At 29.2% G+C, this 26,236-nt stretch carries 31 protein-coding genes and 1 tRNA gene; 17 read left to right on the top strand and 15 right to left on the bottom strand.

What is annotated here, in order from left to right; all coding sequences use genetic code 11:
• Positions 1–55: 55 nt before the first annotated feature.
• Positions 56–1,393 (top strand): cytochrome c oxidase accessory protein CcoG, encoded by a 1,338-nt coding sequence (ccoG, locus tag CRV02_RS13720; RefSeq protein ID WP_129090818.1) that lies wholly within the window; start codon positions 56–58, stop codon positions 1,391–1,393.
• Here ccoG and CRV02_RS13715 read toward each other — a convergent pair.
• Positions 1,386–2,705 (bottom strand): sensor histidine kinase, encoded by a 1,320-nt coding sequence (locus tag CRV02_RS13715; RefSeq protein ID WP_129090817.1) that lies wholly within the window; start codon positions 2,703–2,705, stop codon positions 1,386–1,388. The genes ccoG and CRV02_RS13715 overlap by 8 nt on opposite strands.
• On the bottom strand, positions 2,692–3,375 hold the full coding sequence (locus CRV02_RS13710) for a response regulator transcription factor (RefSeq protein ID WP_129090816.1): 684 nt from the start codon (positions 3,373–3,375) through the stop codon (positions 2,692–2,694). The genes CRV02_RS13715 and CRV02_RS13710 overlap by 14 nt, the downstream gene beginning before the upstream one ends.
• Positions 3,376–3,448: 73 nt before the next feature.
• Between CRV02_RS13710 and CRV02_RS13705 the strand changes: the two genes are divergently transcribed.
• The 8 genes from CRV02_RS13705 (at position 3,449) to CRV02_RS13670 (ending at position 8,648) form a co-directional block, all read left to right on the top strand.
• On the top strand, positions 3,449–4,855 hold the full coding sequence (locus CRV02_RS13705) for a phosphomannomutase/phosphoglucomutase (RefSeq protein WP_129090815.1): 1,407 nt from the start codon (positions 3,449–3,451) through the stop codon (positions 4,853–4,855).
• Positions 4,830–5,552: a carbon-nitrogen hydrolase family protein gene (locus tag CRV02_RS13700; RefSeq protein ID WP_129090814.1), complete on the top strand. Its 723-nt coding sequence runs from the start codon at positions 4,830–4,832 to the stop codon at positions 5,550–5,552. Before CRV02_RS13705 ends, CRV02_RS13700 begins: the two co-directional genes overlap by 26 nt.
• On the top strand, positions 5,549–5,995 hold the full coding sequence (locus CRV02_RS13695) for a low molecular weight protein-tyrosine-phosphatase (protein ID WP_129090813.1): 447 nt from the start codon (positions 5,549–5,551) through the stop codon (positions 5,993–5,995). Before CRV02_RS13700 ends, CRV02_RS13695 begins: the two co-directional genes overlap by 4 nt.
• A gap of 310 nt (positions 5,996–6,305) precedes the next feature.
• Positions 6,306–6,560, top strand: coding sequence for a hypothetical protein (locus CRV02_RS13690; protein ID WP_129083999.1), 255 nt, complete (start codon positions 6,306–6,308; stop codon positions 6,558–6,560).
• Positions 6,561–6,604: 44 nt separating this feature from the next.
• Positions 6,605–7,726: a peptidase M42 gene (locus CRV02_RS13685; RefSeq protein ID WP_129090812.1), complete on the top strand. Its 1,122-nt coding sequence runs from the start codon at positions 6,605–6,607 to the stop codon at positions 7,724–7,726.
• On the top strand, positions 7,710–8,117 hold the full coding sequence (locus CRV02_RS13680; protein ID WP_129090811.1) for an ester cyclase: 408 nt from the start codon (positions 7,710–7,712) through the stop codon (positions 8,115–8,117). The genes CRV02_RS13685 and CRV02_RS13680 overlap by 17 nt, the downstream gene beginning before the upstream one ends.
• Before the next feature lie 98 nt (positions 8,118–8,215).
• The gene (locus CRV02_RS13675) at positions 8,216–8,443 is read left to right on the top strand and encodes a hypothetical protein (protein ID WP_128992100.1); all 228 of its coding nucleotides are present in this window, start codon (positions 8,216–8,218) and stop codon (positions 8,441–8,443) included.
• A 1-nt stretch (position 8,444) separates the two neighbouring features.
• Entirely contained in the window at positions 8,445–8,648 is a 204-nt protein-coding gene (locus CRV02_RS13670; protein ID WP_129090810.1) for a hypothetical protein, read from the top strand.
• 23 nt (positions 8,649–8,671) lie between these two features.
• Here CRV02_RS13670 and CRV02_RS13665 read toward each other — a convergent pair whose 3' ends face one another.
• Positions 8,672–9,085 (bottom strand): hypothetical protein, encoded by a 414-nt coding sequence (locus CRV02_RS13665; protein WP_129090809.1) that lies wholly within the window; start codon positions 9,083–9,085, stop codon positions 8,672–8,674.
• Between the two features lies 1 nt (position 9,086).
• Positions 9,087–9,902 carry an OmpA family protein gene (locus CRV02_RS13660; RefSeq protein WP_129090808.1) on the bottom strand — a complete coding sequence of 272 codons (816 nt, stop codon included), beginning with the start codon at positions 9,900–9,902 and terminating at the stop codon, positions 9,087–9,089.
• A gap of 174 nt (positions 9,903–10,076) precedes the next feature.
• Here CRV02_RS13660 and CRV02_RS13655 point away from each other — a divergent pair, with 174 nt between their 5' ends.
• Positions 10,077–10,559 (top strand): hypothetical protein, encoded by a 483-nt coding sequence (locus tag CRV02_RS13655; protein WP_129090807.1) that lies wholly within the window; start codon positions 10,077–10,079, stop codon positions 10,557–10,559.
• Here the strand turns inward: CRV02_RS13655 and CRV02_RS13650 are convergent.
• Positions 10,556–11,734, bottom strand: a complete 1,179-nt coding sequence (locus CRV02_RS13650) for a cell wall metabolism sensor histidine kinase WalK (RefSeq protein WP_129083991.1) — start codon at positions 11,732–11,734, stop codon at positions 10,556–10,558. The two genes, CRV02_RS13655 and CRV02_RS13650, sit on opposite strands and share 4 nt — an antisense overlap.
• Positions 11,709–12,368: a response regulator transcription factor gene (locus CRV02_RS13645; protein WP_129083990.1), complete on the bottom strand. Its 660-nt coding sequence runs from the start codon at positions 12,366–12,368 to the stop codon at positions 11,709–11,711. Before CRV02_RS13645 ends, CRV02_RS13650 begins: the two co-directional genes overlap by 26 nt.
• 106 nt (positions 12,369–12,474) lie before the next feature.
• Between CRV02_RS13645 and CRV02_RS13640 the strand changes: the two genes are divergently transcribed.
• From CRV02_RS13640 to CRV02_RS13625, 4 genes are all read left to right on the top strand, one after another.
• Entirely contained in the window at positions 12,475–13,053 is a 579-nt protein-coding gene (locus CRV02_RS13640; RefSeq protein ID WP_129090806.1) for a YceI family protein, read from the top strand.
• A 66-nt stretch (positions 13,054–13,119) separates the two neighbouring features.
• Complete coding sequence (locus CRV02_RS13635) at positions 13,120–13,428, top strand: hypothetical protein (protein WP_129090805.1); 309 nt, start codon at positions 13,120–13,122, stop codon at positions 13,426–13,428.
• Between the two features lie 18 nt (positions 13,429–13,446).
• A complete protein-coding gene (locus CRV02_RS13630; protein ID WP_129090804.1) occupies positions 13,447–14,268 on the top strand; it encodes a DUF692 domain-containing protein in 822 nt (273 codons plus the stop codon).
• Entirely contained in the window at positions 14,261–14,953 is a 693-nt protein-coding gene (locus tag CRV02_RS13625; RefSeq protein WP_129090803.1) for a putative DNA-binding domain-containing protein, read from the top strand. The genes CRV02_RS13630 and CRV02_RS13625 overlap by 8 nt, the downstream gene beginning before the upstream one ends.
• Here the strand turns inward: CRV02_RS13625 and CRV02_RS13620 are convergent.
• From CRV02_RS13620 to miaA, 8 genes are all read right to left on the bottom strand, one after another.
• A complete protein-coding gene (locus CRV02_RS13620; RefSeq protein ID WP_129090802.1) occupies positions 14,946–16,295 on the bottom strand; it encodes an MATE family efflux transporter in 1,350 nt (449 codons plus the stop codon). The genes CRV02_RS13625 and CRV02_RS13620 overlap by 8 nt on opposite strands.
• A 69-nt stretch (positions 16,296–16,364) precedes the next feature.
• Positions 16,365–17,624, bottom strand: coding sequence for a homoserine dehydrogenase (locus tag CRV02_RS13615; RefSeq protein ID WP_129090801.1), 1,260 nt, complete (start codon positions 17,622–17,624; stop codon positions 16,365–16,367).
• An 8-nt stretch (positions 17,625–17,632) separates the two neighbouring features.
• Positions 17,633–18,841, bottom strand: a complete 1,209-nt coding sequence (locus tag CRV02_RS13610) for an LL-diaminopimelate aminotransferase (RefSeq protein WP_129090800.1) — start codon at positions 18,839–18,841, stop codon at positions 17,633–17,635.
• Positions 18,842–18,844: 3 nt separating this feature from the next.
• Positions 18,845–19,669 carry a hypothetical protein gene (locus CRV02_RS13605; RefSeq protein ID WP_129083979.1) on the bottom strand — a complete coding sequence of 275 codons (825 nt, stop codon included), beginning with the start codon at positions 19,667–19,669 and terminating at the stop codon, positions 18,845–18,847.
• Between the two features lie 10 nt (positions 19,670–19,679).
• Complete coding sequence (rlmB, locus tag CRV02_RS13600; RefSeq protein WP_129083978.1) at positions 19,680–20,363, bottom strand: 23S rRNA (guanosine(2251)-2'-O)-methyltransferase RlmB; 684 nt, start codon at positions 20,361–20,363, stop codon at positions 19,680–19,682.
• A gap of 2 nt (positions 20,364–20,365) precedes the next feature.
• Positions 20,366–21,181, bottom strand: a complete 816-nt coding sequence (gene rsmI, locus CRV02_RS13595) for a 16S rRNA (cytidine(1402)-2'-O)-methyltransferase (RefSeq protein WP_129090799.1) — start codon at positions 21,179–21,181, stop codon at positions 20,366–20,368.
• Positions 21,182–21,194: 13 nt separating this feature from the next.
• Positions 21,195–21,395, bottom strand: coding sequence for a 50S ribosomal protein L31 (rpmE, locus tag CRV02_RS13590; RefSeq protein WP_114838050.1), 201 nt, complete (start codon positions 21,393–21,395; stop codon positions 21,195–21,197).
• Between the two features lie 84 nt (positions 21,396–21,479).
• Entirely contained in the window at positions 21,480–22,355 is an 876-nt protein-coding gene (gene miaA, locus CRV02_RS13585) for a tRNA (adenosine(37)-N6)-dimethylallyltransferase MiaA (protein ID WP_129090798.1), read from the bottom strand.
• A gap of 51 nt (positions 22,356–22,406) precedes the next feature.
• On the opposite strand from miaA, the gene mqnP reads away from it, so the two are divergent.
• Entirely contained in the window at positions 22,407–23,279 is an 873-nt protein-coding gene (gene mqnP / locus CRV02_RS13580; RefSeq protein ID WP_129090797.1) for a menaquinone biosynthesis prenyltransferase MqnP, read from the top strand.
• Positions 23,280–23,363: 84 nt separating this feature from the next.
• Complete coding sequence (locus CRV02_RS13575) at positions 23,364–24,176, top strand: GGDEF domain-containing protein (protein ID WP_129090796.1); 813 nt, start codon at positions 23,364–23,366, stop codon at positions 24,174–24,176.
• A gap of 20 nt (positions 24,177–24,196) precedes the next feature.
• Here CRV02_RS13575 and CRV02_RS13570 read toward each other — a convergent pair whose 3' ends face one another.
• The gene (locus CRV02_RS13570) at positions 24,197–25,987 is read right to left on the bottom strand and encodes a mechanosensitive ion channel family protein (protein ID WP_129090795.1); all 1,791 of its coding nucleotides are present in this window, start codon (positions 25,985–25,987) and stop codon (positions 24,197–24,199) included.
• A gap of 114 nt (positions 25,988–26,101) precedes the next feature.
• Here CRV02_RS13570 and CRV02_RS13565 point away from each other — a divergent pair.
• Positions 26,102–26,178 (top strand) — tRNA-Arg (locus CRV02_RS13565).
• The last annotated feature ends 58 nt before the right edge of the window (positions 26,179–26,236 follow it).

Below are 26,236 nucleotides of genomic sequence, written 5' to 3'. Positions count from 1 at the left end.
CCAAATGAACACCTTTTCATAATAGACTTCTTTTATAAACTGTAGGAGGTTTGATTTGAACTATTCAAAAAGAAGATATTTAACATATCTAATAATTACTATACTGGTATTTGTAATACCTTTTATTAAAATAAATGGTAACCATTTATTACTTTTATCTTTTGATAAAATGCAATTTCACTTTTTAGGTTTAGTGTTTAATATGAATGAGCTTTATGTTATGCCATTTTTATTAATGCTTCTATTTATTGGAATTTTTGCTATGACAGCTATGTTTGGTAGGGTTTGGTGTGGATGGGCCTGTCCTCAAACTATCTTTAGAGTTATTTATAGAGATTTAATTGAATCAAAGATTTTAGGTCTAAGAAGAATTAAAAATAAACAAAAAGATATTGACTATTCTAAAACATCAACAAAAATAAAAAAATATATCTCTTTAACTATTTGGGGTATTTTATCATTAGTTGCATCTATGAACTTCATGTGGTATTTTGTTCCACCAGAAGACTTCTTTAGATATGTAATGGATCCACATGAACACTTCTTTATGATAATGTTTGTAGTAAGTACAGCTCTATTTTTAATATATGATATTGTTTTTATGAAAGAGCATTTCTGTACTTATGTATGCCCATATTCAAGAATTCAATCAGCACTTTATGATGATGACACAAAACAAGTTGTTTATAATACAAATAGAGGTGGAGACATTTATGAAAATGGTGCTAAATCTATATTTGATGTTAAACAATGGGCTGGAAGTCAAGAGTGTACTACTTGCGAAGCTTGTGTAAAAATTTGTCCTACTCATATTGATATTAGAAAAGGTTTACAAGTTGAGTGTATCAACTGTTTAGAGTGTTCTGATGCTTGTTCAACAGTTATGGGAAAACTTGGGAAAAAATCACTGATTGACTGGGGAAGTACAAACACTGTAATCAATAAAAAGAGGTCACCACTTTTTGCAATGAAAAATATTGTTTATATGGTATCACTTTTAGCTTGTTTACTGTTAGCTGTATTCTTTGCTGGTGAAAAAGAAGATTTCTTAGTAAATGTAAATAAAACAACAAAACTATATGGTATTAAAGAAGGGACAGTTACAAACAACTATTTACTTACTATTCATAATACAAATAAAAAAGAGTATACATTTGGTGTAGAAGTTCTTGACCCAAGATTTGAAGTGAAAAGATATAGAGCACTTAAATTAGAGCCAAAACAAAGACTTAAAACAGTATTGATTTTAAATACTACTAGAAAGTTAGCTTCAACAAATAGAAAAGACACTCCTTATAAAGCAAAGATTAGAATCTTCGCTAAAGAGAATAAAGAAGTAAGTGTTATAAGAGAAGTATCTTTTATGTACCCAAGAAGGGACTTACTTAAATAGCCTTTTCAATAAGAAGGGAGAAACAACTTCCTTCTTTTGAAGGTTTTAATTCAATCTTTCCATTAAAACTCTTTTCCATAATAAGTTTAGATAAATAAAGTCCTAAGCCTGTACCTTCTTCTTTTGTTGTAAAGTATGGCTCAAATAGTTTTTCTTGACTTCGTTTATTAATTCCTTTTCCATTATCTTTTATATTGATTATTACATCTGCTGAAGTTGAATCAACATTAATCTCAATAAGAGGTTTTTCAATATCTTTTAAAGCATCACTTGCATTTGAAACAAGTGAAAGAATAACTTGTGAAAGTTCATTTTTACTTCCAAAGATTTGTACATTTTCATCTTTTAAAAAGTTAAGTGTATATTTGATATTTCTTTTTTTCAAGTCTTCATTTAAAATAGACATAGTATTTAAAATAGCATCTTTAACTAAGAACTTTTCTTTCTGTTTTGAAGGGGTATAAAACTCTTTAAACTCTTCAACTGTATGTGAAAGAAACTCTAACTGCTCTTTTGCTTGAGAATATTTTTTATGGAAATACTTTTCATCTAGTTTTTCATTTTCATATCGCTTTTTTATATTCATCAAAATATACGAAAGATTATTAAGTGGTTGTCTAAATTGATGGGCAATATTTGCTAGCATTTCTCCACTTTTTGCCATTTTTGATTGTTGTAAAAGCATATTTTCAAAGTTTTCATTTTTTTGTTCAAGACGATTATATCTGTGAGAAACAGAGAAGGTAAATAAAATAGCTTCTATAGCAAAAGCAATAAGAACGATATCTAAAAGGTGATTTTGTTCATAATAGTCTTTAAAATCAAAAACAAAAAGAGTAAAACAAAATATTGACCAACCAGCAGTATAAATAAGTGTTGGTCCAACATTTTTAATATTGAAAATCACAGAGATAAAAAGTATGGCATAAATGATTGTAAAAGGTAAATACTCAAAAAGAATATAGTGATAAAAGGCTGTTAGAATAACTATATTTAAAAGTAAAGTATTTATTATCAAGTCTTTATGGCTTTTTGAGTTTGGAATAAACTTTCCCTCATAAAAGTTTATGGCAAAAACAAGGGCTAGTAAGGTTGCAAATAGTAAAGAGATTTGTTCCATAAAATGAGGAATATCAAATAAAGAACTATAAGAAACTATATAAATAAGAGAAAAGACCTGCATCAAACAATATGAGATATAAAATATCTCTTTTGAGTAGATATATCTAATAAAAGTATAGGCAATTGTCATAATAACAATACCAAAAGTTATTCCATAAAGAAGAATTACTGTTAAACTATCTAGGCTCAATTTTATAACCTGTTCCAGAAAGATTTATGATTAAATCTTTAGGTATTTTATTTTTAAGGTTTTTAATAACAGTTTTTAAAGCATCTTTACTCATAACACTATTTTGCCAAACATAGTTTTCTATCTCTTCATAGGTCACAAATCTATTTAGGTTTTTACAAAGTAGATATAAAAGGTCTTGCTCTTTTTTCCTAATTTTAACTATCTCTTTGTTCATAAGTAATACTTGGTTAAAAGTATCAAAAGTAGTGTTTTCATCCAGTTTTATAATATTTGAATTAGAGTTTCTTAATGTATCAACACATATTTCAAGGGCTTTATCAAGTTCATGTTCACAAATAGGTTTAGTAAGGTATTTTACAAGTTGTAGTTCAATTGCCTCAAAAAGATACTCTTTTGTTGAAAAAGCAGAAAGAATAATAACCTGTGTCTCTTTATCCTTTTGTCTTATTCTTTTTACAAACTCTAAACCATTTAATTTTGGCATTTGAATATCAGTAATAATAATATGTGGTTTATATTTGTCATATATCTTTAAAGCACTTAAAGCATCACTTGCTTCATAAACTTCATCAAAGTAGTTTTCTAGGTACTCAACACCGTTTTCTCTAGCGATATCATCGTCTTCAACATATAATATTTTTATATTTTTTGTCAGTTCTTTTTGCATTTAATATTATATCTCTTAATTTCTTTACTACACAATAATTGTTATAATTCTCAAAATTTTTTCAAGGTTAATCATGGTAAATAAATCAATCTTTAGAGAGTATGATATTAGAGGAATAGTTGGTAGTGAATTAAATAAAGAGTCTGTAAAACTTATTGGATACTTTTTTGGTAAGAAAGTTTTTGAAAAGTTTGGTGAAAACTCTTATGTTGCAATAGGTTATGATGCAAGAACTCACTCACCTGAACTTTTCTCTTATTTAGCAAGTGGATTAAATGCTTCTGGATGTAAAGTACTAAATATGCATATGGTAGCAACTGGAATAAACTACTTTGCAAACTATCAAACTTTTAATATTGAAAACAATGATATAACACCAAGTGCCTCTATTATGATAACTGGAAGCCATAATCCAAGTGAATATAATGGATTTAAAATTACTTTTGATAAAAAACCTTTCTTTGCTGAAGATATTTACTCTTTAGGTGATGAAATCATTGCTTCAAATATAAAGGTTGATGATAATGATAAAGCCTATGAAATTGATGTTAAATCTTTATATGTTGATTATATGTTAAAAGAGTTTTCTCACTTAAAAGGAATGAAAGAAAAAATCATTATTGACTGCGGTAATGGCGTGGCTGACACCGTTTTGACACTTCTTTTAGATAAACTACAATTGAATTATGAAGGTTTATATTGCGAACCAGATGGAACATTCCCAAATCATCACCCAGACCCTAGTGTTGAAAAGAACCTAGTTGATATTAAAAAGAGACTAGAAGGTGATTTTGAATATGGGTTTGCCTACGATGGAGATGCAGATAGAATTGCATTTTTAACGAAAAAGAATAATGTAAAAGGTGACATTATGGCTTTACTGTTCTCAAAAGATATTGAGAACCCTATTGTTGTAGGTGAAGTAAAATGTACTCAAGTAATGTATGACCTTATAAATCAAAGAGGTGAAGCTCATATGTATAAAACTGGGCATTCAAACTTAAAGGTAAAACTAAAAGAGGTAAATGCTCATTTAGCAGCTGAGGTTTCTGGACATATCTTCTTTAATGATAGATATTATGGTTTTGATGATGCAATTTATGCAACATTTAGAACTTTAGAGCTTATCAAAAATGGAATGGATATTGATAAAGAAATAGAAAGCTTACCACAAACATACTCTACTGAAGAGATTAAAGTTGAAACAACAGAGGATGAGAAGTTTATCTTAATAGATAAATTAAAAACTCTATTACAAAACCCACCTGCAGGTTTCCCAAAAATCAGAGATATCATTGATGTTGATGGTGTTAGAGTGATTTTTGATAAGGGTTGGGGATTAGTTAGAGCATCAAATACTACTCCTGTACTTGTAACAAGATTTGAATCAACTGATGAAAATGAAGCAAAAGAGTATGAAAGACAATTAAATAACTTAATAAGAGAAGCGAAAGATGAACTTAGTAGCACTGCAAACTAAAACAAGTGACGATTTTAAAAAGAATTTAAAAAAATTAAAAGAACAGATTCAATCATGTGAAGATGGTTCTTTTATTTTAGCTCCTGAAGTATGCTTAACAGGTTTTGCATATGAAAGAATGGACGAAGCAGCAGAATTTGCTCAAAAGGCTATAAAGAAGCTAAAAAAATACTCTGAGAATAAAACTATTGCAATAACACTTATTGAAAAAGAGGATATAGAGTTTTATAATACTCTATATATTTTCCATAATAAAAAAATAGTACATACTCAATCAAAACACAAACTATTTCCTTTAGGTGATGAACCTGATTATTTCACTAAAGGGAAATTAGAAAACATGAAGATAGTTGATATAGATGGACTTAAAGTAGCCACTTTAATCTGTTTTGAGGTTAGATTTCCAGAATTTTGGTTAAAAGTTCAAGGCGCAGATTTAATTTTAAACCCATCTATGTGGGGAGTGAAAAGAAAAGCTCACTTTGAAACTATGACAAAAGCTCTTGCTGTAGCTAATCAATGTTATGTATTAACTGCAAATGGTGCAGATGATAATATGGCAAAGGGAAGTGGAATTATTACTCCATGGGGAGATGAGTACAGAAATGACTCAAAAGATAAAATTGAGCATGAGATGGATTTATCAGAGATTAAAAAAATCAGAAAATATATAGATATAGGACTAAAGAAAAAATGAGTAAATCAATAATCTTTGTTTGTTTAGGAAATATTTGTAGGTCACCCCTTGCAGAAGGTGCAGCAAAACAATATATCAAAGACAAAGGTCTTGATATCGATGTAGAAAGTGCAGGAACAGGGAGTTGGCATATTGGTGAACCTCCTTGTGAAAACTCTATAAAAGTTGCACGTCAAAATGGTCTTGATATTTCACAACAAAGAGCAAGGCAAGTAAAAACAGAAGATTTTGAAAAATTTGATTATGTAATTGGACTTGATGATTCAAATGTTCAAAACCTAAAAAATCTTGGTTGTAAAAATGTTTTAAAACTAGGTGACTATGGTTATGATGGGGAAGATGTTCCTGACCCATACTTTTTTGATGGTTTTGAAGGCTTTGACAAAGTCTTTTCAATGATAAATACTTGCACAAAAAACTTTATAGATACAATCAAAAATTAATATAAAAGCTAAATTTTTCAAAAAAGTTTAGCTTTTTTCTACTTTTTCATAAAAAAATCAAAATTACAATTAAAAAAAATTATTAAATAAAGGCTCAAAAAAAGCCACTTTCTATTAAGGCAAAATCACTTTAAGAAATTTTTAAGTATTTTTCTAAAATTTGGATTTATAATTCCAATATAGAATAAGGAACTTGATTACGGAAAGCTAAGTAAAGCACTTTAGAGTGCCTTTTGGTTTCCTTTTTGGTGTACTTGAAATATCTAAGTACGTTTAAATAAAAAGTCTTATTAATATAGGAGACATATAAATGTTAAAGAAAATTGCTTTTTTAGCTTTTTTATCAATTGCAATGTTAAATGCAAATACAGATTTTGAACAAACAATTGAAGATAAATATGCTTCATGTGAAAAACAATATGATGAATGTATTACTCAATGTGAAGAGAAAAATGGTTCTTTTGAAGAGTGTAATTCGAAATGTGAAACTAAATTATATGCTTGTCAAGCACAAGTTGAAGAGGCTTTAGAGGCTACAATCGAAAAAGAAGAGCCTACAAACTAAATATTTAGGATGCCTTATTCTATGCAATTTTAAAAGGCATAAAAATGAGATTTCGGAAATTATCTATTGAGAAGTCAACAAAATTGATTGAAGATGTTGAGAATTATACTTCTTTTCTAGATACATTAAAACAGTTAATTAGAGTACCATCAGTAATAGGGTATGAACACTCATTTTTCTTATATTTAAAACGAGAACTAGATGAGTTAGGAATAAAAACAGAGTATTATGATGGTTTATTAGTTGCGCAAGGTGATGAACCAACAGCAGGGATGCTAAGTGCACATATAGATAGACATGGTTTAGTTTGTACAGGACCAAATGAGTTTCAATTTGCTGCTTTTCAAAGTAAAAACAGAATTGACTTAAAAGGGAACTCTGTTTCAGAACAAACATATCAAGCTATCTCATCTAGGTTTATAAATCAGCAGGTTCAAGCATATGAACCTTGGTCAGGAAGTTATCTAGGAATTGGACAGATAACAGAAGTTTATATGAATGAGCAAATTGACAACCTTATGTTTAAAATAAAAGGTTTAGAACATTTGCTTCCAGGAACACCAGTTGCTTTTGTAGATAAGTTAGAAATAGATTCACAATTAATAAGTGCGCAGTTAGACAATGTAATCTCTGCAGCAATAATAATTTATCTATATCAAAATGGTTACCAAGGTACAGCTTTCTTTACTGCACAAGAAGAGGCAGGGAGAAGTTGGAGATTTGTATATGATTGGTTTAAGAAGAATGAATTAACAACTTCAGAACTATTAGTTTTGGATACAAGTCCATATAATACAAGAGAAGAAGCAGAAGTTCAAGATGTAGTTTTAAGAAATAGAGATGCAAATGCAAGGTTTAAATCTCCATTATTGAAGCTTTTAAAGAACTTTTGTCATAAAAATAATATTGCCTTCTCTTGTAAGGATAATTTTATTCAAGAGATAAATAAGTCTTTAAGCCAAGAGAATCTTCCTTTATTATCTTTAGGAAGTACAGAGCTTGGAAGAATAGTAAAAGAGTCAAAAGGTTCAATACAAGGAACAACTCTACAGTTACCTACAACTGGTTACCATACAGTTGAGGAAACAACAACTGTAAAGTCTGTAAAAAGTGTATTGTATGTATTAAAAAATTTATTAAAAAAAGAAAATGAAAACAAAAACTAATAAAACTCTTGTAAAAGAGTATTACGAAGAACTTTGGAATAAACAAAACAAAGAGTATATTGATATTTTATTTCATGAAGATATTGAATTTCATGGGTCTTTAAATATTGATACAAAAGGTAAAAAAGAGTTTGAAGAGTATATGGATAAGGTTTTAACTGGAATTCCTAATCTCTATCATGGCATTGAAACAATGGTTGAAGAGAACAATTGTATTGCTGTAAAAGCAGTTTACAATGGAACTCATAAAGGACAACTATTTGAGTTTGAAGCAAGTAATAATAGAATCAAATACAATGGGGCTTCTTTTTTTAAATTTGAAGATAACAAGATAGTTAGTATTTGGGTATTAGGTGATTTAACTGCACTTTATAAACAGTTAAAAAAGTAGATTTAAGGTTTGGTGTATTCACAAAAGTGAATACTTAATACTAACAAGAAAACTTAGGTTTTATTAATGGTAGTTTGCTGTGATTATGAGGATAAAAAGTGGCAAGTTATTATGAAGAGTTCATTGAAAGATATGAATTTGAAAACCCTTTAAATAGGGTGGTTTATGAGATTGTTGATTGTATTAAACTGCGAAAAGATTATCTTGGAGCAGCTGGTTTAATATCACAAAATAAGATAACTTTAGAAGATATTACATTAAGAACAGTAAGGTTATCTTTTAATGATTTTATTACTTTAGCAGATACGCTAATTTCAAGGAAATAAAATGCTTGAGTCTTATGTTTATGAATTAAGAGCCAATGATATAAAAGAAGAAGATATTCAAAAGGTTCTAGAAAGTGTTAAAAATAGGCTATCTGAAGAGAATGTTGATACAGAGCTTGTAAAGTTAGGTTATCAAAAAGTTTTCACAGTTGATTATGATGCTTATGATGAGTTTTATAATTATGATTTAGATGATGAGTCTTAACTCATCATCTGAAGAAAGAAGTTTTATCTTATTTTTGGGTTTTTAGATAAGTTTTTAGCTTCAACTAGCCAGTTTTCATCTTCAATTTGTTTATGTTCAAGTTTTAGGTGTTCTTCAATCCACTTGCAGTTTTTTGGTGTCCACTCTGCAATTTGATCAAAATGGAAAATCCCAATTTCATTTAGTTTTACTTCTAGATTTTTATCTATTCCTTCAATCTCTTGTAAAGAGTCCTTTCCCATAGGTCTAGGGGCACTCCTAATTAGAGGCTTATTGTAGATATTACTTTGAGCCCCAACATGGGAAACTGTATTTGCACTATAAATAGAGCTTTTATTTTTTTCACCAATAAGTTTTCCAACAATTAGGCCAATAAAAAAACCTATTAATGCTGCAATTACTAAACATAAAACTATTTGAGATGCTATTTCTACCATGTTATTCCTCTATAATATTGAACTCTACTCTTCTATTTACTTTTGAGTAGCCATTTTGATTATTTTCTACAATAGGAATGTTTTCTCCATATCCTCTTGCTTTTATTTTATTTTTATCAAAACCATAAGCAATCATTTGCTTTTTAACTGCAACTGCACGGCTTACAGAAACTCCAAGATTATACTTTTTAGAACCAGCAGCATCAGTATGTCCTGCAACTTCTATTTTTAAATTTGGATAATTCTTTAAAATCTTTACTACTGTACTAATTGTATTTAAACTCTTTTTCGTAATTTGATTACTTGATGTTCTAAAAGTAATTGGATATTTTGTTACGTAATCTCTAATTCTAATTTGTAAAAGTTGAGTATTGATTGACATCTCTTGAATAGGCTTTTCATTGCCTGTTCTTTTATATTTTTTATCAGTTGTAATTAAAGGCTCATCTTCTGTTTTTTCTTCATTTTCTTCAACTACTTTTTCAGCAGTTTCTTCATTTGTTGTTTTTAATTCATTTTTTATTTGATTTTCTGAACTCTCAGTTTTAGAGCTTGTATTTAATTCTTCATCTTTCTTTTCTGTAGTATCTACAGTTTCTATTTCTTTAGACTCTGTTTCTTTTATAGGCTCTAAAGTAGGTGTTTCTTCAATTTTTTCAACTTTTTTGATTTCTGTATTTAAGTTTATAGTTTTAGGTTCTTGTTGTGTTTCTATTCCTGCATTTTTAGCTAGTTTTTCAAGGTGTGTATTTACACATAAAACGATTAAAATAATTAATGCTAGACATAAAAAAAATATTTTTTTTGCTGGACTCATTCGCTATCTTTTATTTGATTTAATTTAAATTCTAATTATTTTATCTTATTTTTAATCAAAAGTTTTTGAAACATGCCTATTTTTTCAATATTTACCGATATTATTTAATTGAAAAATCTAAGGTTTGATTATAAATAAAAGCAATATACTTTATTAAAATGCAAAGGAATTGTTATGAAAGTTTTAATATTAATAGTTTTAATGATAAGTTCTTTGGTTGCCTTACCCGATGAGTTTGATAGAGAAACTTACAATAAAGGGGAAAAGGTCTTTGAAAATAAATGTAGTGAATGTCATGTAAAATCTATGGATATTCAACTACTTATGAAAAACTTTATAGAAGAGGATAATAAACTTCTAAACCTAAAAGCTCCCACTGGAAATGAGATTTCTTTTAGATTAAAAAGCCAGATTGGAAGTAGGGATGATATAGAGTTTCAGCTTTTAGAAGCAATGGATTTTGTAAAAGATTACTTATATAATCCAGATAGAACTAAAACAATCTGTTTAGAAGGTGTAATTAGACACTTTGAAACAATGCCTAGTATGAAAGGAAAAGTCTCAGAAGAAGAGATAGAAGATGTAACTTTCTTTTTATATTTTTTAGAAGGCTTTAATGGAGTTAATAAGTACTACCATAAAGAAGATGAGTTTTAAAACTTCTCTTCTTTTTTGTTTAATTTGAAAATAAAAGTACTTCCTTCATTTTCAGTGGATTTAACATCTACTTTTATATTATAAGCTTTACAGATTTGGTGAACAATATTTAGTCCAACTCCAAAGCCACCTTGTTCTTTAGTAGCTCTGTAGTATCTTTTGAAGATATCTTTTAATCTATCTTTTTTTATACCTATTCCACTATCTTCTACTTTTAGAATATTTTCCTTTAGTGTAATATTTATAGTTCCACCAATTTTGTTGTATTTAATAGCATTTGATACGATATTATTGAACATTCTTATAAAACTCTCTTTATCTATTTTATAAGTAGTTCTTTCTAAATCATGGGTTATTTTAAGACCTTTTTTACTTGCAAAGGCTTCAAAATATTTCAATTGCTCAAGAATTGTAGTATCAAGTTGTAAAATTGTTGGCTCTATAACTCTTTTATTCTCTTGTAAAAATAGATAAACCAAGTCTTTATATATTTCTGAAATTCTTTTTGCACTTAGGTTAATTCTTTCCATATTTCTTTCTGTAAGTGCAGCATTTTTACCAGTGGACATCAAAATAGCTGTAATAGGAGTATTTAGCTCATGGGTTGTATCTTTAATAAAGGTATTTAGTTTTCTTCTTTCATTAATAATTGGGCTAATAAATAGATTTGCTAAGTAGTAACCAACAAGTGAAATAAGTGAAAAAATTACTACAAAATAAAAAACCATATCTTCAAGAAGTTCTGTCCTAATCTTTTTAAAACTATTTTCTTGAATAGCTATATGAAAAACTCCAAGGTGACCACGTGGAGTGCTATCAACTAAAATATAATCACCTTTGATTTTTTGAATGGGGGCATTTATATCCACATCTATGTCAATATTTCCAGCTAATTTCTGGTGTTGTTTATCATATAAGGCATATTTGTATTGAATTGTATCTGATATTTTAGATGTATCAATTGCAAGGTTTGACATGTCTGCATAGATTATATTTGCTGATATTTTTGAGGCAATATTTTGCATATTTGAAGATACTAAATCATAGTACAGTTTGTATTCTATTTTATAAAACTGCCAGAATATAATAGTTAGAAGAATAAAAGAAGAACCTAGGTATAAACCTAGGAATCTAAAGAATGTAGTCTTCTCATTTCTTGTTAAATCTATAACCAACCCCTTTTATTGTTTCAATATACTCTTCTCCTACAATCTTTCTTATATTTTTTATATATGTTCTTATAGTTGAAGATGTAGGTGCAGACTCATATGACCAGATATTTGATGATAGTTCATCTTGAGAAACACATCTATTAGTGTTTTTTAACAGATATTTCAAAACTTGTGCTTCTTTTAATGGTAACTTTGTTTTAATTCCATCATAATCAATATAGTTTAGTTTTGTATTAAAATTAATACCTTCTCCAATAACTAACTCATCTGAATCAAGATGAAGAAGTCTTTTTATATTGTTTATTCTAAGTTCAAGCTCTTTTAGTTCAAATGGCTTTTTTAAATAATCATCAGCTCCTACATTAAAGCCTTCTTCAATATCCTCAATAGAGTTTAAAGAGGTAATGAAAATAGCAGGAGTAGTAATAGACTCATCCCTTAAACTTTTTAAAAAGTCAAAGCCTGTAATACTTGGTACATTAACATCAAGTATTAATAAATCAAATTGTTCATCATACATAATCTCACTTGCTTTCATCCCATCATACACGCAAGTAACGTCATATCCTAAATCTTGTAAGAACTCTTCGATTATTTCATTTAATATTAAATCATCTTCTAGTAGTAAAATTTTCATAAGTAAAGTATATCATACATTAAAAAAATAAATCTACACAGCTGCTACACAATAACTTAACAAAACTTTATTAAAATTTCAGTAGATATTAAAAAAGGAGACTAAGATGAAGTCATTAACAAAAATCTTATTATCATCGGTACTTGCACTTTCACTTGCAAATGCGACACCACATACTTTAGATAAGGGACACTCTGATGTAGGTTTTTCAGTAAAGCATTTAATGATTACAAATGTAAAAGGTAACTTTACTGACTATGATGGAAAGATTGACTTTGACCATGATACAAAAACTTTTAATGCTTTAGAAGCAAAAATTAAAGCAACATCAATTGATACTGGTATTGTAAAAAGAGATAACCACTTAAGAAGTGATGATTTTTTTGCAGCTGAAAAATATCCAGAGATTACATTTAAAATGAAATCTTATAAAAAAGATGGAGATGAAGGTGTAATGGTTGGTGATCTTACAATGAGAGGAATTACAAAAGAAGTAGAACTTGAAGTTGAAGATATTGCTACAGTAAAAGATTTTGATGGAAACAATAGAGTAGGGTTTACATTAGAAGGTAAAGTAAATAGAATGGACTTTGGACTAAAATGGAACAAAGCTTTAGAGTTTGGTGGGGTTGCAGTTAGTGAAACTGTAAAACTAATTGTTGAAGTTCAAGCTGTTGAGAAATAGTTTTATATTTTTAAGTAAATTTAAAAATAAGTAAATATAATCATTATACTAAAAAAGGGGATAAAGATGAAAAATAAAGCAAAATTAAAATTAGCTGGTGTACTTTTAGGTGCAGCATTATCAAGTACGGGAGCATACGCAGGTAATGGTTCTTGTGGAGCTGGTAAATGTGGTGGTGAAGCTAAAAAAATGGAAAAAAAAGGTGCTTGCGGAGCTGGTAAATGTGGTTCTAAAGATGAGATGAAAGGTAATGCAGGTAAAAAAGCTTCTGGAGCTTGTGGAGCTGGTAAATGTGGTGCAAACGACAAAGGTGAAGCAATGAAAGAAGCTAAACAAAAAGTTAAAGGTTCTTGTGGCGCTGGTAAGTGTGGGTGAAATGGTGAAGACAAGTAAATGATAAACATTAAAGGGTGTGGCTTAGGCCTAAGAAGTGACTTTTTACTAGATGTTGAAAGTAGTGATTTCCAACCAGATTGGTGGGAAGTTACTCCTGAAAACTGGATGCATATGCCTAAGGTTTATGAAAAAGCTTTTGAAGAAGCTGTATTTTCAAGACCAACAGTCGCACACGGTTTATCTTTGTCTATTGGATCTGTTGATGGATTAAATAAAAAATTCATCAAACAGATGAAAACTTTTCTAGATAGATATGAAATAGAATATTATTCTGAACATCTTTCTTTCTCTTCTATGAATGGTAAGCAATCTTATGAATTATTGCCTGTACCAATGACTAAAAAAATGGTTCAAATTATTAGTGATAGAGTAAAAGAAGTTGAGGATATTATTCAAAGAAACTTGATTCTTGAAAATGCAACTTACTATTATGTTCCTTATGCAGAGATGCGAGAAGTTGATTTTATAAACGAGGTTTTAGAAAAGTCTGGTGCTAAAATGCTTCTTGATGTAAACAATGTATTTGTAAACTCTGTAAATCACTCTTTTAAAGCTAGAAAATTTATTGATGAAATTGATAAAAGTAAAATTGCATATATGCATATGGCAGGGCATTATAATGATGAAGAACTGGGTTTAAAAATAGATTCTCATGGAATGCCTATTGCAAGTGGTGCATGGAAGCTTTTAGAATATACTTTAAAACAAGTCAGCGCTCCTGTTATGATAGAAAGAGATAATAATATTCCTCCATTAAGTGAGTTAGAAAAAGAGTATATTCAAATGAGTAATATAGTGAGAAAGACACAAAATGCCTAAGAAGATACTAGAAAAAGATATTCAAGAAAGGTTTTTAGATAACCTTTTAACACAAACTGATGAGGTAGAAAACTCTTCCGTAGCTGTTTATCAAAAGCTTGTTTATATGAGATACCATGAAGTTATAAAAAACTCTTTTCCTCTTTTTATTGATTTAGTAGAGGAAGAAACTTTAGTGTCTTCAATAAAAGCTTTTATGAAAGATACTCCAGAGACTCCTTTTGTATGGCAAATGGCAAATGACTATAGAAAGTTTGTAAAGAAAAACAAACTTTTCGATGATAAAAAATATATCTATGAACTTCTTTATTATGATTGGATAGAAATTGAACTTTATATGAAAGAGTATAAAGAGAAAAAAAAGAAGAAGTTTTCTTATAAAAATAGCTATAAATTAAGTAAAAGTACTAGAATTAAAAGATTTAAATATGATTTGATAAATAAAGATTTCACTTCAAAAAGAGAAAACTTTTTAGTGATATACTATGATTTTGAGACAGATGATATAGTCTATAGAGAGATAAACCCTATTATTTACTACTTGTTAAAAAGCTTAAATAAAAAGCAGACTATAGGAAACACTTTAAAGAAACTATGCAAGGAAAACGATATAGACTTTAAAGAAGCAAAAGAAGCTTTAATAGAACCTCTTTTAGAGCTTTATATAAATAAAGTATTTATTTAATACAAACCTCTTTTAGTAACCTTTGCGTATAAATATATGCAAAGATTGCTGCAGAATAAATCATAACCAATACACCCATCCAAAGATAAATATACTCCAAGGCAAGCCAAATCACAAGAACATAAGCAATAGCATATTTTGCTATGATTTGTCGATATAAAGCTATGTATAAAATCATCTTAGGTTTTTTAATTCCTTGTAGTGTTGACACACAGATAAATAGAACTACATAAGCATAGAAAATTAATACTTCAACTACTAGATAGTCATATCCAAAGCCAATTACAATAGGGTCAGAATCAAACTGTGAAACAATCATCTTTCCAAAGACATATAAAAAAACTATTCCAAAAGAGGCTATTATAAAACCATATTTTAAAGCTTTATTAACTGTTTTTTGAACCCTATCATATTTTCTTGCTCCATAATTATTTGAAACTAATGATAATACAGCAGAACTAAGTCCAAGTGCAGGTAAAAGCATAATTTGTTCAACTCTAAAACCTATCCCATATCCAGCAACTGCCTTTACTCCATATAAGGATACAAAGTACATTAAAATAAGCGAACCTATAGACATAATAAGCATATTCATTGAAGAAGGAATACCTTGTGTTATCATCTCTTTATATACTTTTTTGTGGGGGAAAAAATAGTTTATTTTCTCAAAGTGCACAAGTTTTGTATCCATAACTTTTTTAAGAAGATAAAGAGCATTTATAAGTTGTATTAAAACTGTTGAAAGGGCTATTCCTTTTATTCCCATAGCTGGAATAAATAAAAATCCATATATAAATAAAGGGTTTAAAACCAAATTTGCAAAGAATCCAAAGATTAAAGTATTTCTATATGATTTTGTATCTCCCCTTGAAACAAGTATTGCATTTAATGCAAAGTTTGTCATAAAGAAGATTGTTCCAGCTAGGATTATATTTATATAGTCTAAAGCCATATCCATATAAGCTCCACTAGCTCCTAAAAGAGTGAATAGATATGGAGACATTAAAAAACCAACAAGAGTTAAAGCAAGAGCTATTAGCTGCATAAAGAAGATTCCCTTATGAGCATATAGTGAAGCCAAAAATCTTTTTGATCTTCCACTTGCATTTCCTATTAAAGCTGTAATTGCTGATGAGAAACCGTAACCAAGACCAATTATTGTAAAAAATATCATAAACGAAAGTGAAAGTGCAGAGATGGCTTGGGTTGAAATTAATCCAGCATAAAAGGTATCTACAACATTATACATAGTATTAAAAAACATACCTGTGCTAGCTGGAATAGTTATTTGTTTTAAAAGGGTTGAAATATCATCATTTATTAAGTGTGAGTTTTGTTTCAAGTTTTAGCCTAATATATAATTTTAAGCCATATTATCGAAGATAAGTTTTAAAGAGGTTAGAATTAAGGATTAATCCTCAATTCTAATCATAGCAGGTTTTTCTGCTACTACACTTGCATCTTCAAGTGCTTTAAGTGCTTCATTTATATCTTTTTCTACGCAAGTGTGAGTAGAAAGAAGTAAGTGGGCACAAGAGTTATCAAGTGGCTTTTGAATCATCTTCTCTACAGAAATATTTTTGTCTGCAAAGATATTAGAAACTTTAGCTAAAACACCTGTTTTATCTTCAATTTTAAGTCTTAGATAGTATTTTGTTTGAATTTCATCTTTAGGCATTAATGTTAAGTTTTCTCCATGAGAAGACTCAAATCCTAGCATTGGAGAACCTTTTCCTCGTCTTGCAATATCAACAATATTTGCAATAACAGCTGAAGCAGTTGCATCTCCACCTGCTCCTGGTCCATAATACATAGTTTCACCAACTTTATCACCAATCACAGAAACACCATTCATTACACCATCAACTTTTGCAATCATTTCATTGTTTGGAATAAGTACAGGATGAACTCTTAGTTCAATTTTTGTTCCAACTTTTTTAGCAATTGTTAAAAGCTTAATTGAGTAGTTAAACTCATTTGCAAATTCAATATCTGCTGGTGCAATATTTTCAATACCTTCAATTAAAATATCTTCTGGTTTTGCATCAATTCCATATGCAATTGAACCTAAGATAAGAAGTTTATGAGCAGCATCAAAACCACCAACATCAAATGTTGGATCAGCTTCTGCATATCCTAACTCTTGTGATTCAGCAAGAATAGTATCGTAATCAACACCTTCACCAATCATTTTTGTAAGCATATAGTTACAAGTACCATTCATGATACCTCTAATTGATTCAATATGGTTTGCAGTTAATCCATCTCTTAGTGCATTAATAATTGGAATACCACCAGCTACAGCAGCTTCATACTCGAATGGAGTATCACCTGCTAAGTCTTGTAACTCATATCTGTGATAAGCAAGTAATGCTTTATTTGCAGTAACCACAGCTTTACCTTTTGCTAAAGCTTTTTTGATTACTTCATAAGGCTTTTCAACTCCACCCATAAGCTCAACAATAATATCAATAGAATCGTCATTTAAGATTTCATCAACATTATCTGTTAGTTTAATTGATACATCTCTATCTTTGTTAATATTGTTTACTAAACCAATTACTGGTTCTAGTTCAACACCTGCACGTGCAGTGATAATATCTTTATTGTCTTTTAGTATATTTGCAACACTTGCACCAACTGTTCCAACACCTAATATACCTATTTTCATTCTTCTTCCTATAACGTATTTAAATATTTTTTTATATTTTTTGCAGCTTGTCTAATTCTTTTTTCATTTTCAATTAAAGCTATTCTAACATATCCATCACCATAGTGACCAAATCCAATACCTGGACTTACTGCTACTTTTGCTTCAGTTAAAAGTTGTTTAGAGAACTCCATACTTCCAAGGTGTGCAGCTTTTTCTGGGATTTTAGCCCAGATAAACATTGATGCATTAGGAACATCCATATCCCAACCTGCATCTTTAAATGCCTCAACCATAACATCTCTTCTTTTTCTATATTTCTCAATATGTTCAGTTACACACTCTTGTGGACCATCAAGTGCAACAGTAGCTGCAACTTGAATAGGAGTAAACATTCCATAGTCAAGCCAAGATTTGATTCTTTTAAGAGCTCCGATTAGTTTTTCATTTCCAACCATGAAACCAACTCTCCATCCTGCCATGTTGTATGACTTAGAAAGAGTAAATGACTCAACAGCAACGTCAAGTGCACCTTCAGCTTGGAAAATAGATGGAGTTTTATATCCATCAAATGTGATATCTGCATAAGCAATATCAGAGATGATATAAAATCTCTCTTTCTTAGCTAAATCAACTAATCTTTGGTAAAACTCTGGTCTAACTGTTGCACAAGTTGGGTTATGTGGAAAGTTAACTAATACATATTTTACTTTTGGAATTGATTCATTTAATGTCTTTTGTAATCTTTCAAAGAATAGTTCTTCATCAACTTTAAAGTCTCTTCCAAATGGTAACTCAAAGTTATGAATACCAGCACCTGCTAACATAAATGCATAAGAGTGAATTGGATATGTTGGATCTGGAACAACTGCAACATCACCAACATTTACAATTGCTTGAACTAGGTGAACATAACCTTCTTTACTTCCCATTGTTGCACAAGCATGTTTATTTGGGTCTAAATAATCAACCCCATATTTTCTTTTATACCAGTTACAAATAGCTAGTCTTAATTTATAAATACCAGCACTTGCAGAGTAACCATGATTCTTTGGTTTATCTGCAGTTTCTTTTAACTTATCTGTAATATGCTGAGGAGCTGGGCCATCTGGGTTACCCATTGAAAAATCTATAATATCTTCACCAGCTCTTCTTGCTTCCATTTTAATATTGTTAACCTCTGCAAACACGTAGTTTGGAAGTCTTCTCATTCTTTCAAATTCTATCTCTGGAAACATTTTTTATTTCTCCTTAATTGTTACACTTAATCCTCGCTTGATATTAGCAAGGGTAAAAAGATCATCTATTTTCATATATCTTGTATATTGTGGTACTTCCACTTCTAAATTTTGATGTCTTTGTTCTTTTTTTATAACTTCTACAATTGTTAAATGTCTGTCATAAAAAACAATGTGCGGAAACCATCTATTACCAAACTTTGATTTTATTAATATTTTATTTGCACTAGAAACTTTTAAAAAATATGGTCTAAGTGGCTTTTTCAAATCAATCTGTTCACCTGATACTAAATCTTTTGCATCATTGAACGTTGACAGGGATGTATCTACATCATATATCCAAGTTAATTGTCCCTCTTTTATGATATCAGTTGGTTTTGAATTGTGCTTTCCAAACTCTTTTGATAACATAAGAGGGTCAATGGCGGCTTCCGTTTTTAGGTTTATTGTCCACTCTAGTGTACCTTCTTGTGTATATAGAAGTTTTTTTGTGAAGTAGTGATAATATCCTAAAGATTTTAGTGAATCAGAAACTATTTTAAGTGACTTAATTGGGTCATGGTTTATATTAAAAGTGATTGTTAGATTTTCAGGTTTTGCAAAACCTAGGTGAAGTAAACCATTTTCTTGAAGTTTATTTAATAAATCAACATATTTAATATTTCCATTTACATCATAAAAATCATTTTGTTTTGAAAAAAGGTAGTTAATTAAACCTTTGTTTTCAATATATTTTTGATTTCCAATTAGATGAATAATCTTTTCATCAAGATTATTTGCATTTAAAACAATAGCACATGTAAAAATTAGTAATAGTTTCTTTATCATCACTTTTCTCTTATTTCATTAAGTTATAAATTAATATTCCACCTGCAACAGAAACATTTAGGGAGTCAAAACTATTTGACATTTCAATAGAAACTTTATTGTCAAGTTTTTTAACAACTTTATTTGAAAGTCCAAAACCTTCACTTCCTAAGAATAGGGCAGTTTTTTCATTTTCATTTTTAAACTCTTTTAGGTTTTCTCCATCCATAGATGCACCCATTAGAGTAAAATTGTTTTGTTTTAGTTCATTTACTACATCTAAAACATTTTGTGTTTGGCAAAATGGCATGTCAAATAAAGCACCACTACTAGTTCGTGCAATACCTTCATAGTTTAGTTGTTTTACATTTGAAGCAATAATTGCATCAACACCAAGTGAATAAGCTGTTCTACAAATAGCTCCAATATTTCCTACATCTGTTAATCCATCAAGAACTACAATAAACTTAGAGTTTTTAATCTCTTTTAATCCAGTTGTTTGGAAATCTTTAAGTCTTAAGAAGAAACCTTGATGATTTCCTCCACGTGCCATACTTTGTGCTTTTTTATTATCAAGCTTGATAATTTGTTTATCAAGTTTTGCAAATCTTTTAAAAAGTTTTGGCTCTAGTTCTTTTGAGAACATTACCTCTTCAATAAGGTCGGGGTGTTTATCTAATACGTAAAGTACTACTTGTTTGCCATATATAATCATGGCTAGATTTTATCTAAAAGTTGTTGATAAATCTCTTTTACAGTTTTTCCTGTCATTTTTGCAAGAAGTTTGGCTTTTACTTTAGGCGCAATATCAAGATTTTCAATATCTTTTACATCAAGACTTGCTCCCACAGTTTCAGTAGGTTCAATAACAATTACCCATTCACCTCTAATATTCTCTTTAGTAAAATCTTCATAAATATTTAAAGCAGATGCTTTGTAAGTTTTTTGATGAAGTTTTGTTATCTCTTTTGCTAAAAAGACAGTTCTGTTTTCATCTATATTTTTTATCTCTTCTAGGGTCTTTAAAAGTCTATGGGGTGACTCATAAAGAATTGATAAAATAGGGCTTTGCATTACCTTTGTTAGTTTTTCATTACGCTCTTTTCCTTTGTGAGCTAAAAAACCAAAAAAAGTAAATTCAGTATTTAAAAAACCACTCATCGCAAAAGCTGTTAAAACTGCATTTGCTCCTGGAAGTACGTCATATTCTAAATTATTGTTAATACAGTATTGAACAAGCGTAGCTCCTGGGTCTGAAACACAAGGCATACCAGCATCACTAACATAAACAATATTTTTATTGAAATCTTCAGGTGTTAAGGTTTTTAAAACTTGATTTTCATTGTGTGAATGGAAGGATTTTAAATCTTTGTAGTTAAACTCTAAGTTTTCTCTTTCACTTAGAAGTTGAAGAAGTTTTTTTGTGACTCTTGTATCTTCACAAAAAATTAATTCCGCCTCCGAAAGAGCTGTTAAAGCTCTTTTAGAGATATCATCAAGATTTCCTATTGGAGTCGGAACTAAAGTAAGCAATTTATAGCAACAATTATTTTTGTGCGTATTTAGCTTTGAATTTCTCTACTCTACCAGCAGCATCAACAATTTTTTGCTCACCAGTGAAGAATGGGTGACAAGCAGAACAAATGTCAATTCTCATTGACTCAACGTTTGACTTAGTTTCAAATGTGTTTCCACAAGCACAACTTACTGTACAATCTTTGTAATCTGGGTGAATTTCTTTTTTCACTTCAAATTTCCTTATTTTGATAAATGTTCAATAAAAGGTCGAGTCTTTGTCGCCCTTTATCAAACTCTTGAATTTGAGATTGGATTATAGCGAAAAATACTTAATAATATCTGAATTTAAGTTTTCTATAATATTTGAAGTTTTATTTTTAAACTGTCCCTTATTGAAGGTGTTTTGACGCTTTGCAAGTTTTGCTGTGTTTAAAGAAATTTTCTCTTCAAGCTCTTTTTTTGTAAGTTTCCCATCTAAAAAATCTAAGGTTTCTACTATTCCAATTGAAGCCATACAGTTTGGAGCTCTTCTATAATTTTTTTCTAAATATATTACTTCGTCAATAATTCCTTCTTTTATCATCAAAGAAGTTCTCAGGTTTATTCTTTTCTTTAACTCTTCTCTTTCCCAAACAATTTCAAAAATCTCTAAATCTTTTGTAAGGGGAACTTTAGGGTTCTTTTCAAAATATTCACTTGGAGACATATTTGATTGTTTATAAACAGAGTAAGCTTTTTCTATTCTATATTTATCATTTTGTGCAATTTTTTCCATATAAACTTTATCTAACGAGTATAAAAGTTCATAGGCTTCATCTAATGGAATATCAAGTTTGATGTCTTGTTCGATACCAGTTGAAAGTCCTTCAACCAAGGCTTTTAGATAAAAACCAGTACCACCAACGATAATAAGGTTTTTGTCGTTTTCTTTTGCAAAATCTTTAGCTTTTTTGTAGCACTCAAAAAACTGTGTTACATCAAAATTTTCATTTGGATAAACTTCATCAATTCCAAAATGAATAATATCACCTCTCTCTTCTTTTGTTGGTTTAGCTGATGCGATATCAATCTCTTTGTAAACAGATAAAGAATCAAGGGATAAAATTATTGAGTTTGTTTGTTGTGCTATTTCTAATGATAGTCCAGTTTTTCCTGAGGCAGTTGAGCCAATAATTGCAATTTCTTTCATAAAAAGATTTTATCAAAAGAAGACTAAATTATATTTTGATATAATCCCAAAATGAATAAAATAAAGAAACTTTTAAATGACTTTAATGAACTAGTAATGTTCAAACACTCAATTTTCTCATTGCCATTTATTTTTATAGCAATGATTGTTGCATCAGTTCAAACAAATGGCTCTGCTTGGTTTGGTTTTAAACTCCTAACTTTAGGTATCTTAGCAGCAGTTACAGCTAGAAACTTTGCAATGGGCTTCAATAGATATATGGATAGAGATATCGATGCTTTAAATCCAAGAACTGAAAATAGACCAAATGTTGATGGAAGAGTAAGTCCAACAGCAATGCTTATTTTTAATATTGCAAATGCTTTAGGATTTATAGCAGTTGCATATTTTGTAAATGCTTTAGCTTTTTATCTTGCAGTTCCAATTTTAGTAATCATTGGTTCATACTCTTACTTTAAAAGATTTTCATATTTAGCCCATGTGATTTTAGGAATTTCACTTGCTCTTGCTCCAATTGCTGGGGTTGTAGCAGTTAGTGAAACTATTACTTTATGGTCAGTTTTATTAAGTATTGGAGTTATGTTTTGGGTTGCTGGATTTGATCTTTTATACTCATTACAAGATATGGAAGTAGATAAAAAACTAGGGCTTCATTCTATTCCTAGTAAGTTTGGTGCAAAAAACACTATGCTTATTTCAAGAGTATTTCACTTACTTACTGTAGTATTTTGGCTTCTATTTGCAATTAGTTCTGATAGTGGATTATTTACTTATCTTGCAGTATTAGCAGGGGCAATTATGCTTTCATATGAGCACTATTTGGTTAATAAAGATTTTACAAAAATTGACAAAGCTTTTTTCACTGTAAATGGTTACCTTGGAATTGTATTCTTCTTTTTAGTTTTAATAGATGCAATAATATAATTGTGTTACATTTGAGACATACTTAAAAATGATATAACTCATAATGTACTATAATTAGGGAATTAAAAAAATTAGGGAAATAATATGGAAAATAAACTAAAAGAGATTACATATCTAACTTTAAAACAGTTAAAAAAAGAGAATATTATTCTTCCCTCAAAGTACTCAAAACTCTTTGAAGAAAATGCCAAAAATCTAGATTTTGATTTAGATGATGAATTATTAGTCTTCAAAGATTTAAAACAAGATTGTGATGCAATTGATAAAGTAGTACAAAAGACTAGTGAAAATTTAACTTCATTACATGACTCTACAAAAAAAGCAAAAGAAGCTATTGTAAGCAATGATATTGACACTCTTCAAACAATTAATGAAGAGCTTGAAAGAATGCAAAAACAAATTGACTTTTTACAGAAAGAACTATTTTCTGATGTTTTAACAGACTCTTATAATAGAAAATGGTTTATGGATAACTACCTAAAAGATGATAGTTTTCTGCATGATGGTTTTATGGCATTTTTAGATTTAAATAATTTTAAAATCATAAATGATACCTATGGGCATATAATAGGTGATCAAGTATTAAAATACTTAGTAAACTTCCTAAAAGCAGAATTAAATTTACCAGGAGTAGATATTGTAAGGTATGCTGGAGATGAGTTTATTGTACTATTTAATAAAGATAACTCAACAGTTTTAAACCCTGATAAAAAGATGGCTAAAGCTCAAGAAAAACTAGCTGAACAAAGACTAAAGTCTTCTAAAATTAAATCTCTTAGATTCTCTTTCTCTTATGGATTAGTTCCATTTAAAAAGGGTGATGAGTTTGAAACTTTACTTAATAAAGTAGATGAGTTAATGTATATAAATAAAAGAGAGATGAAAAAGAAGCACTAGAAACTTCTAGTGCCTAAGCTTTATTTTTTTACAAAAAGTGTTTGAGTAGGATAAGCAAATTCGCAATTGTTTTTATTGACTAACTCACTAATTTTCATAATTACATCCTCTTTTACTCTTAGCCACTCTTCCCAATCTGGACTTCTAGTAAAACAGTAAACTAAGATATTAACTGAGCTATTATCGAACTCATCAATATAAACTAAAAGTGTTCTTTTAACACCTTGAAGGTCTTCTCTTTTTGCAGCTTCAAATCTTCTTGGGCTACCTACCATTGAGTTGTTTATGGTTGCTATATCAGGATGATTTATAAGCATTTCTTTAATATCTTCTTTTAGGTTTTTTACATCACTCATAGAACTTTCATAAGTTAAGCCAATTGACATTTGAATTCTTCTACCAATTTTTCTTTTTGAGTAGTTCTTAATATGAGTTGTTGCTAACTCAGAATTTGGTATTGTAATCATTGCATTATCAAAAGTTCTAATTCTTGTTGTTCTCATTCTAATATCAACTACTGTTCCCTCAACATCATTTGCAACAATCCAATCTCCTTGTGAAAAAGAGTTATCAGTCATAATATTTAATGAACCAAAGAAGTTTGCTAAAGTATCTTTAGATGCTAAAGCAATAGCGATACCACCCACACCAAGAGAAGCGGCAATAGCTTTTATATCAATACCAAGTTGAGTGAAAAGAAATAAAATTACGAGTAAGACTAAAACCACCTTTGTAACTCTTAATATAAATGCAATCATTTCTCTTCTTACATTTGGGTACTTCTCAACAAGATTTTCTGCATAGTTAGAAATCCAGTTGTCAAGTAAAGAGTAAACAGCCCATGTTAATATACCAATATAAATTGTATTAATCCATGGAACTATAGTATTTATATCTTCTGTATCTTTTATTAAAGCATATAAAGAGATATGAATAGATAGTGTGTAAAGTGCAAAGATAAGTGGTTTTTCAATAGAGTCTTTGATGAAAAGTTCCATCTCATCTTCTTCTTTATCACTTCTTTTCATAAATATTTTATTTATGAATGTTGTAAACAAGAATATTAGTTTTGTATTGATTATTCTAAAGAATCCCATTACAAAGATTACAAATATAACTTCGCCAATTGAGAACTTAAAATAATAAGATGTAAATTGTGAAATAGTTGAAATCATAGGTTGGGCATCAATTTTAGAGATTACATAGTCAATATTAAAGTTATCTATAAAAAAATAGCTTTTTCTGTATGCGTCCATATTTCCTAAAAGATATTTTAAAACAAAGTGTTGTTTATTTTTTTGTTTCTTTAATGTATTATAACTATCAATAAGCTCTAATGATACTTGATTTCCTTTGTCGTTTTTAGCTTTTTTATAAATTTCTTTATATTTTGTAATTGAGTTAGTTTCTAATAAAGAGATATTATCTTTTAAAATTTTTTTAAAATAGTCTTTGTCTTTGTATGAATTCTTTGCTTGAATTATCTCTTTTAATGTTTTTTCATATTCTCTTTTTTCTTGTAAGATTTGAAGATTTATCTCATCTCTTTTAACGGCGACAAAGTTTTCTTCTCTTTGATTTATAGCTATTTTATTTAGCAGATAGTTTATTTGTTTGTCATATTCTCTTTCATTTATAGTTTGACTTAGATATTTTTCTTTATTTATATTTTCAACTACTTTTAGTGCTACAAGCATTTGTTCATCTAGGTGTTCATCTACACTTTTTTTTATGTCATTGTCTTGTGCAAAAACTAAAAATGGTAAAAATAGTAAAATAAAAAGTTTAAAAATTGTAATTTTATAATTCATAGATGCCCTTTCTAAAGCTAATTATAGGGATTATAGTAAAAATAAACTTACCTTTGATATAAGATAAGATAGTCTTAATGACAAAATTTGTAAAATACGTTTCTCAAAACTAACGCGTCTGTGGCTCAACTGGATAGAGCTCCCGGTTTCGGCCCGGGTGGTTGTGGGTTCGAATCCTACCAGGCGTGCCATTTCTCTGTACACCCCATAAATAGGCATCTGTAGCGTTTTTACATTTGGATTGTTCCA

Origin of the sequence: Arcobacter sp. CECT 8989, from assembly GCF_004116715.1 — a bacterium.
In the GTDB taxonomy this organism is placed as follows: Bacteria; Campylobacterota; Campylobacteria; order Campylobacterales; family Arcobacteraceae; genus Halarcobacter.
The sequence above is the reverse complement of the archived record's forward strand: the minus strand, read 5'-3'. Positions and strand labels throughout refer to the sequence as shown.

Bases quoted from the DNA above. Each gene is read 5' to 3' on its own strand.
- CRV02_RS13610 (WP_129090800.1), bottom strand. From the start codon at position 18,841: ATGTTTCCAGAGATAGAATTTGAAAGAATGAGAAGACTTCCAAACTAC.
- CRV02_RS13655 (WP_129090807.1), top strand. From the start codon at position 10,077: ATGAAAGTTTTAATATTAATAGTTTTAATGATAAGTTCTTTGGTTGCC.
- CRV02_RS13710 (WP_129090816.1), bottom strand. From the start codon at position 3,375: ATGCAAAAAGAACTGACAAAAAATATAAAAATATTATATGTTGAAGAC.
- mqnP (WP_129090797.1), top strand. From the start codon at position 22,407: ATGAATAAAATAAAGAAACTTTTAAATGACTTTAATGAACTAGTAATG.
- CRV02_RS13670 (WP_129090810.1), top strand. From the start codon at position 8,445: ATGCTTGAGTCTTATGTTTATGAATTAAGAGCCAATGATATAAAAGAA.
- CRV02_RS13660 (WP_129090808.1), bottom strand. From the start codon at position 9,902: ATGAGTCCAGCAAAAAAAATATTTTTTTTATGTCTAGCATTAATTATT.
- CRV02_RS13690 (WP_129083999.1), top strand. From the start codon at position 6,306: ATGTTAAAGAAAATTGCTTTTTTAGCTTTTTTATCAATTGCAATGTTA.
- CRV02_RS13635 (WP_129090805.1), top strand. From the start codon at position 13,120: ATGAAAAATAAAGCAAAATTAAAATTAGCTGGTGTACTTTTAGGTGCA.
- CRV02_RS13615 (WP_129090801.1), bottom strand. From the start codon at position 17,624: ATGAAAATAGGTATATTAGGTGTTGGAACAGTTGGTGCAAGTGTTGCA.
- CRV02_RS13605 (WP_129083979.1), bottom strand. From the start codon at position 19,669: ATGATAAAGAAACTATTACTAATTTTTACATGTGCTATTGTTTTAAAT.
- CRV02_RS13685 (WP_129090812.1), top strand. From the start codon at position 6,605: ATGAGATTTCGGAAATTATCTATTGAGAAGTCAACAAAATTGATTGAA.
- CRV02_RS13700 (WP_129090814.1), top strand. From the start codon at position 4,830: ATGAACTTAGTAGCACTGCAAACTAAAACAAGTGACGATTTTAAAAAG.
- CRV02_RS13695 (WP_129090813.1), top strand. From the start codon at position 5,549: ATGAGTAAATCAATAATCTTTGTTTGTTTAGGAAATATTTGTAGGTCA.
- CRV02_RS13665 (WP_129090809.1), bottom strand. From the start codon at position 9,085: ATGGTAGAAATAGCATCTCAAATAGTTTTATGTTTAGTAATTGCAGCA.
- CRV02_RS13645 (WP_129083990.1), bottom strand. From the start codon at position 12,368: ATGAAAATTTTACTACTAGAAGATGATTTAATATTAAATGAAATAATC.
- CRV02_RS13680 (WP_129090811.1), top strand. From the start codon at position 7,710: ATGAAAACAAAAACTAATAAAACTCTTGTAAAAGAGTATTACGAAGAA.
- rlmB (WP_129083978.1), bottom strand. From the start codon at position 20,363: ATGATTATATATGGCAAACAAGTAGTACTTTACGTATTAGATAAACAC.
- miaA (WP_129090798.1), bottom strand. From the start codon at position 22,355: ATGAAAGAAATTGCAATTATTGGCTCAACTGCCTCAGGAAAAACTGGA.
- CRV02_RS13575 (WP_129090796.1), top strand. From the start codon at position 23,364: ATGGAAAATAAACTAAAAGAGATTACATATCTAACTTTAAAACAGTTA.
- CRV02_RS13625 (WP_129090803.1), top strand. From the start codon at position 14,261: ATGCCTAAGAAGATACTAGAAAAAGATATTCAAGAAAGGTTTTTAGAT.
- CRV02_RS13570 (WP_129090795.1), bottom strand. From the start codon at position 25,987: ATGAATTATAAAATTACAATTTTTAAACTTTTTATTTTACTATTTTTA.
- CRV02_RS13640 (WP_129090806.1), top strand. From the start codon at position 12,475: ATGAAGTCATTAACAAAAATCTTATTATCATCGGTACTTGCACTTTCA.
- CRV02_RS13630 (WP_129090804.1), top strand. From the start codon at position 13,447: ATGATAAACATTAAAGGGTGTGGCTTAGGCCTAAGAAGTGACTTTTTA.
- CRV02_RS13705 (WP_129090815.1), top strand. From the start codon at position 3,449: ATGGTAAATAAATCAATCTTTAGAGAGTATGATATTAGAGGAATAGTT.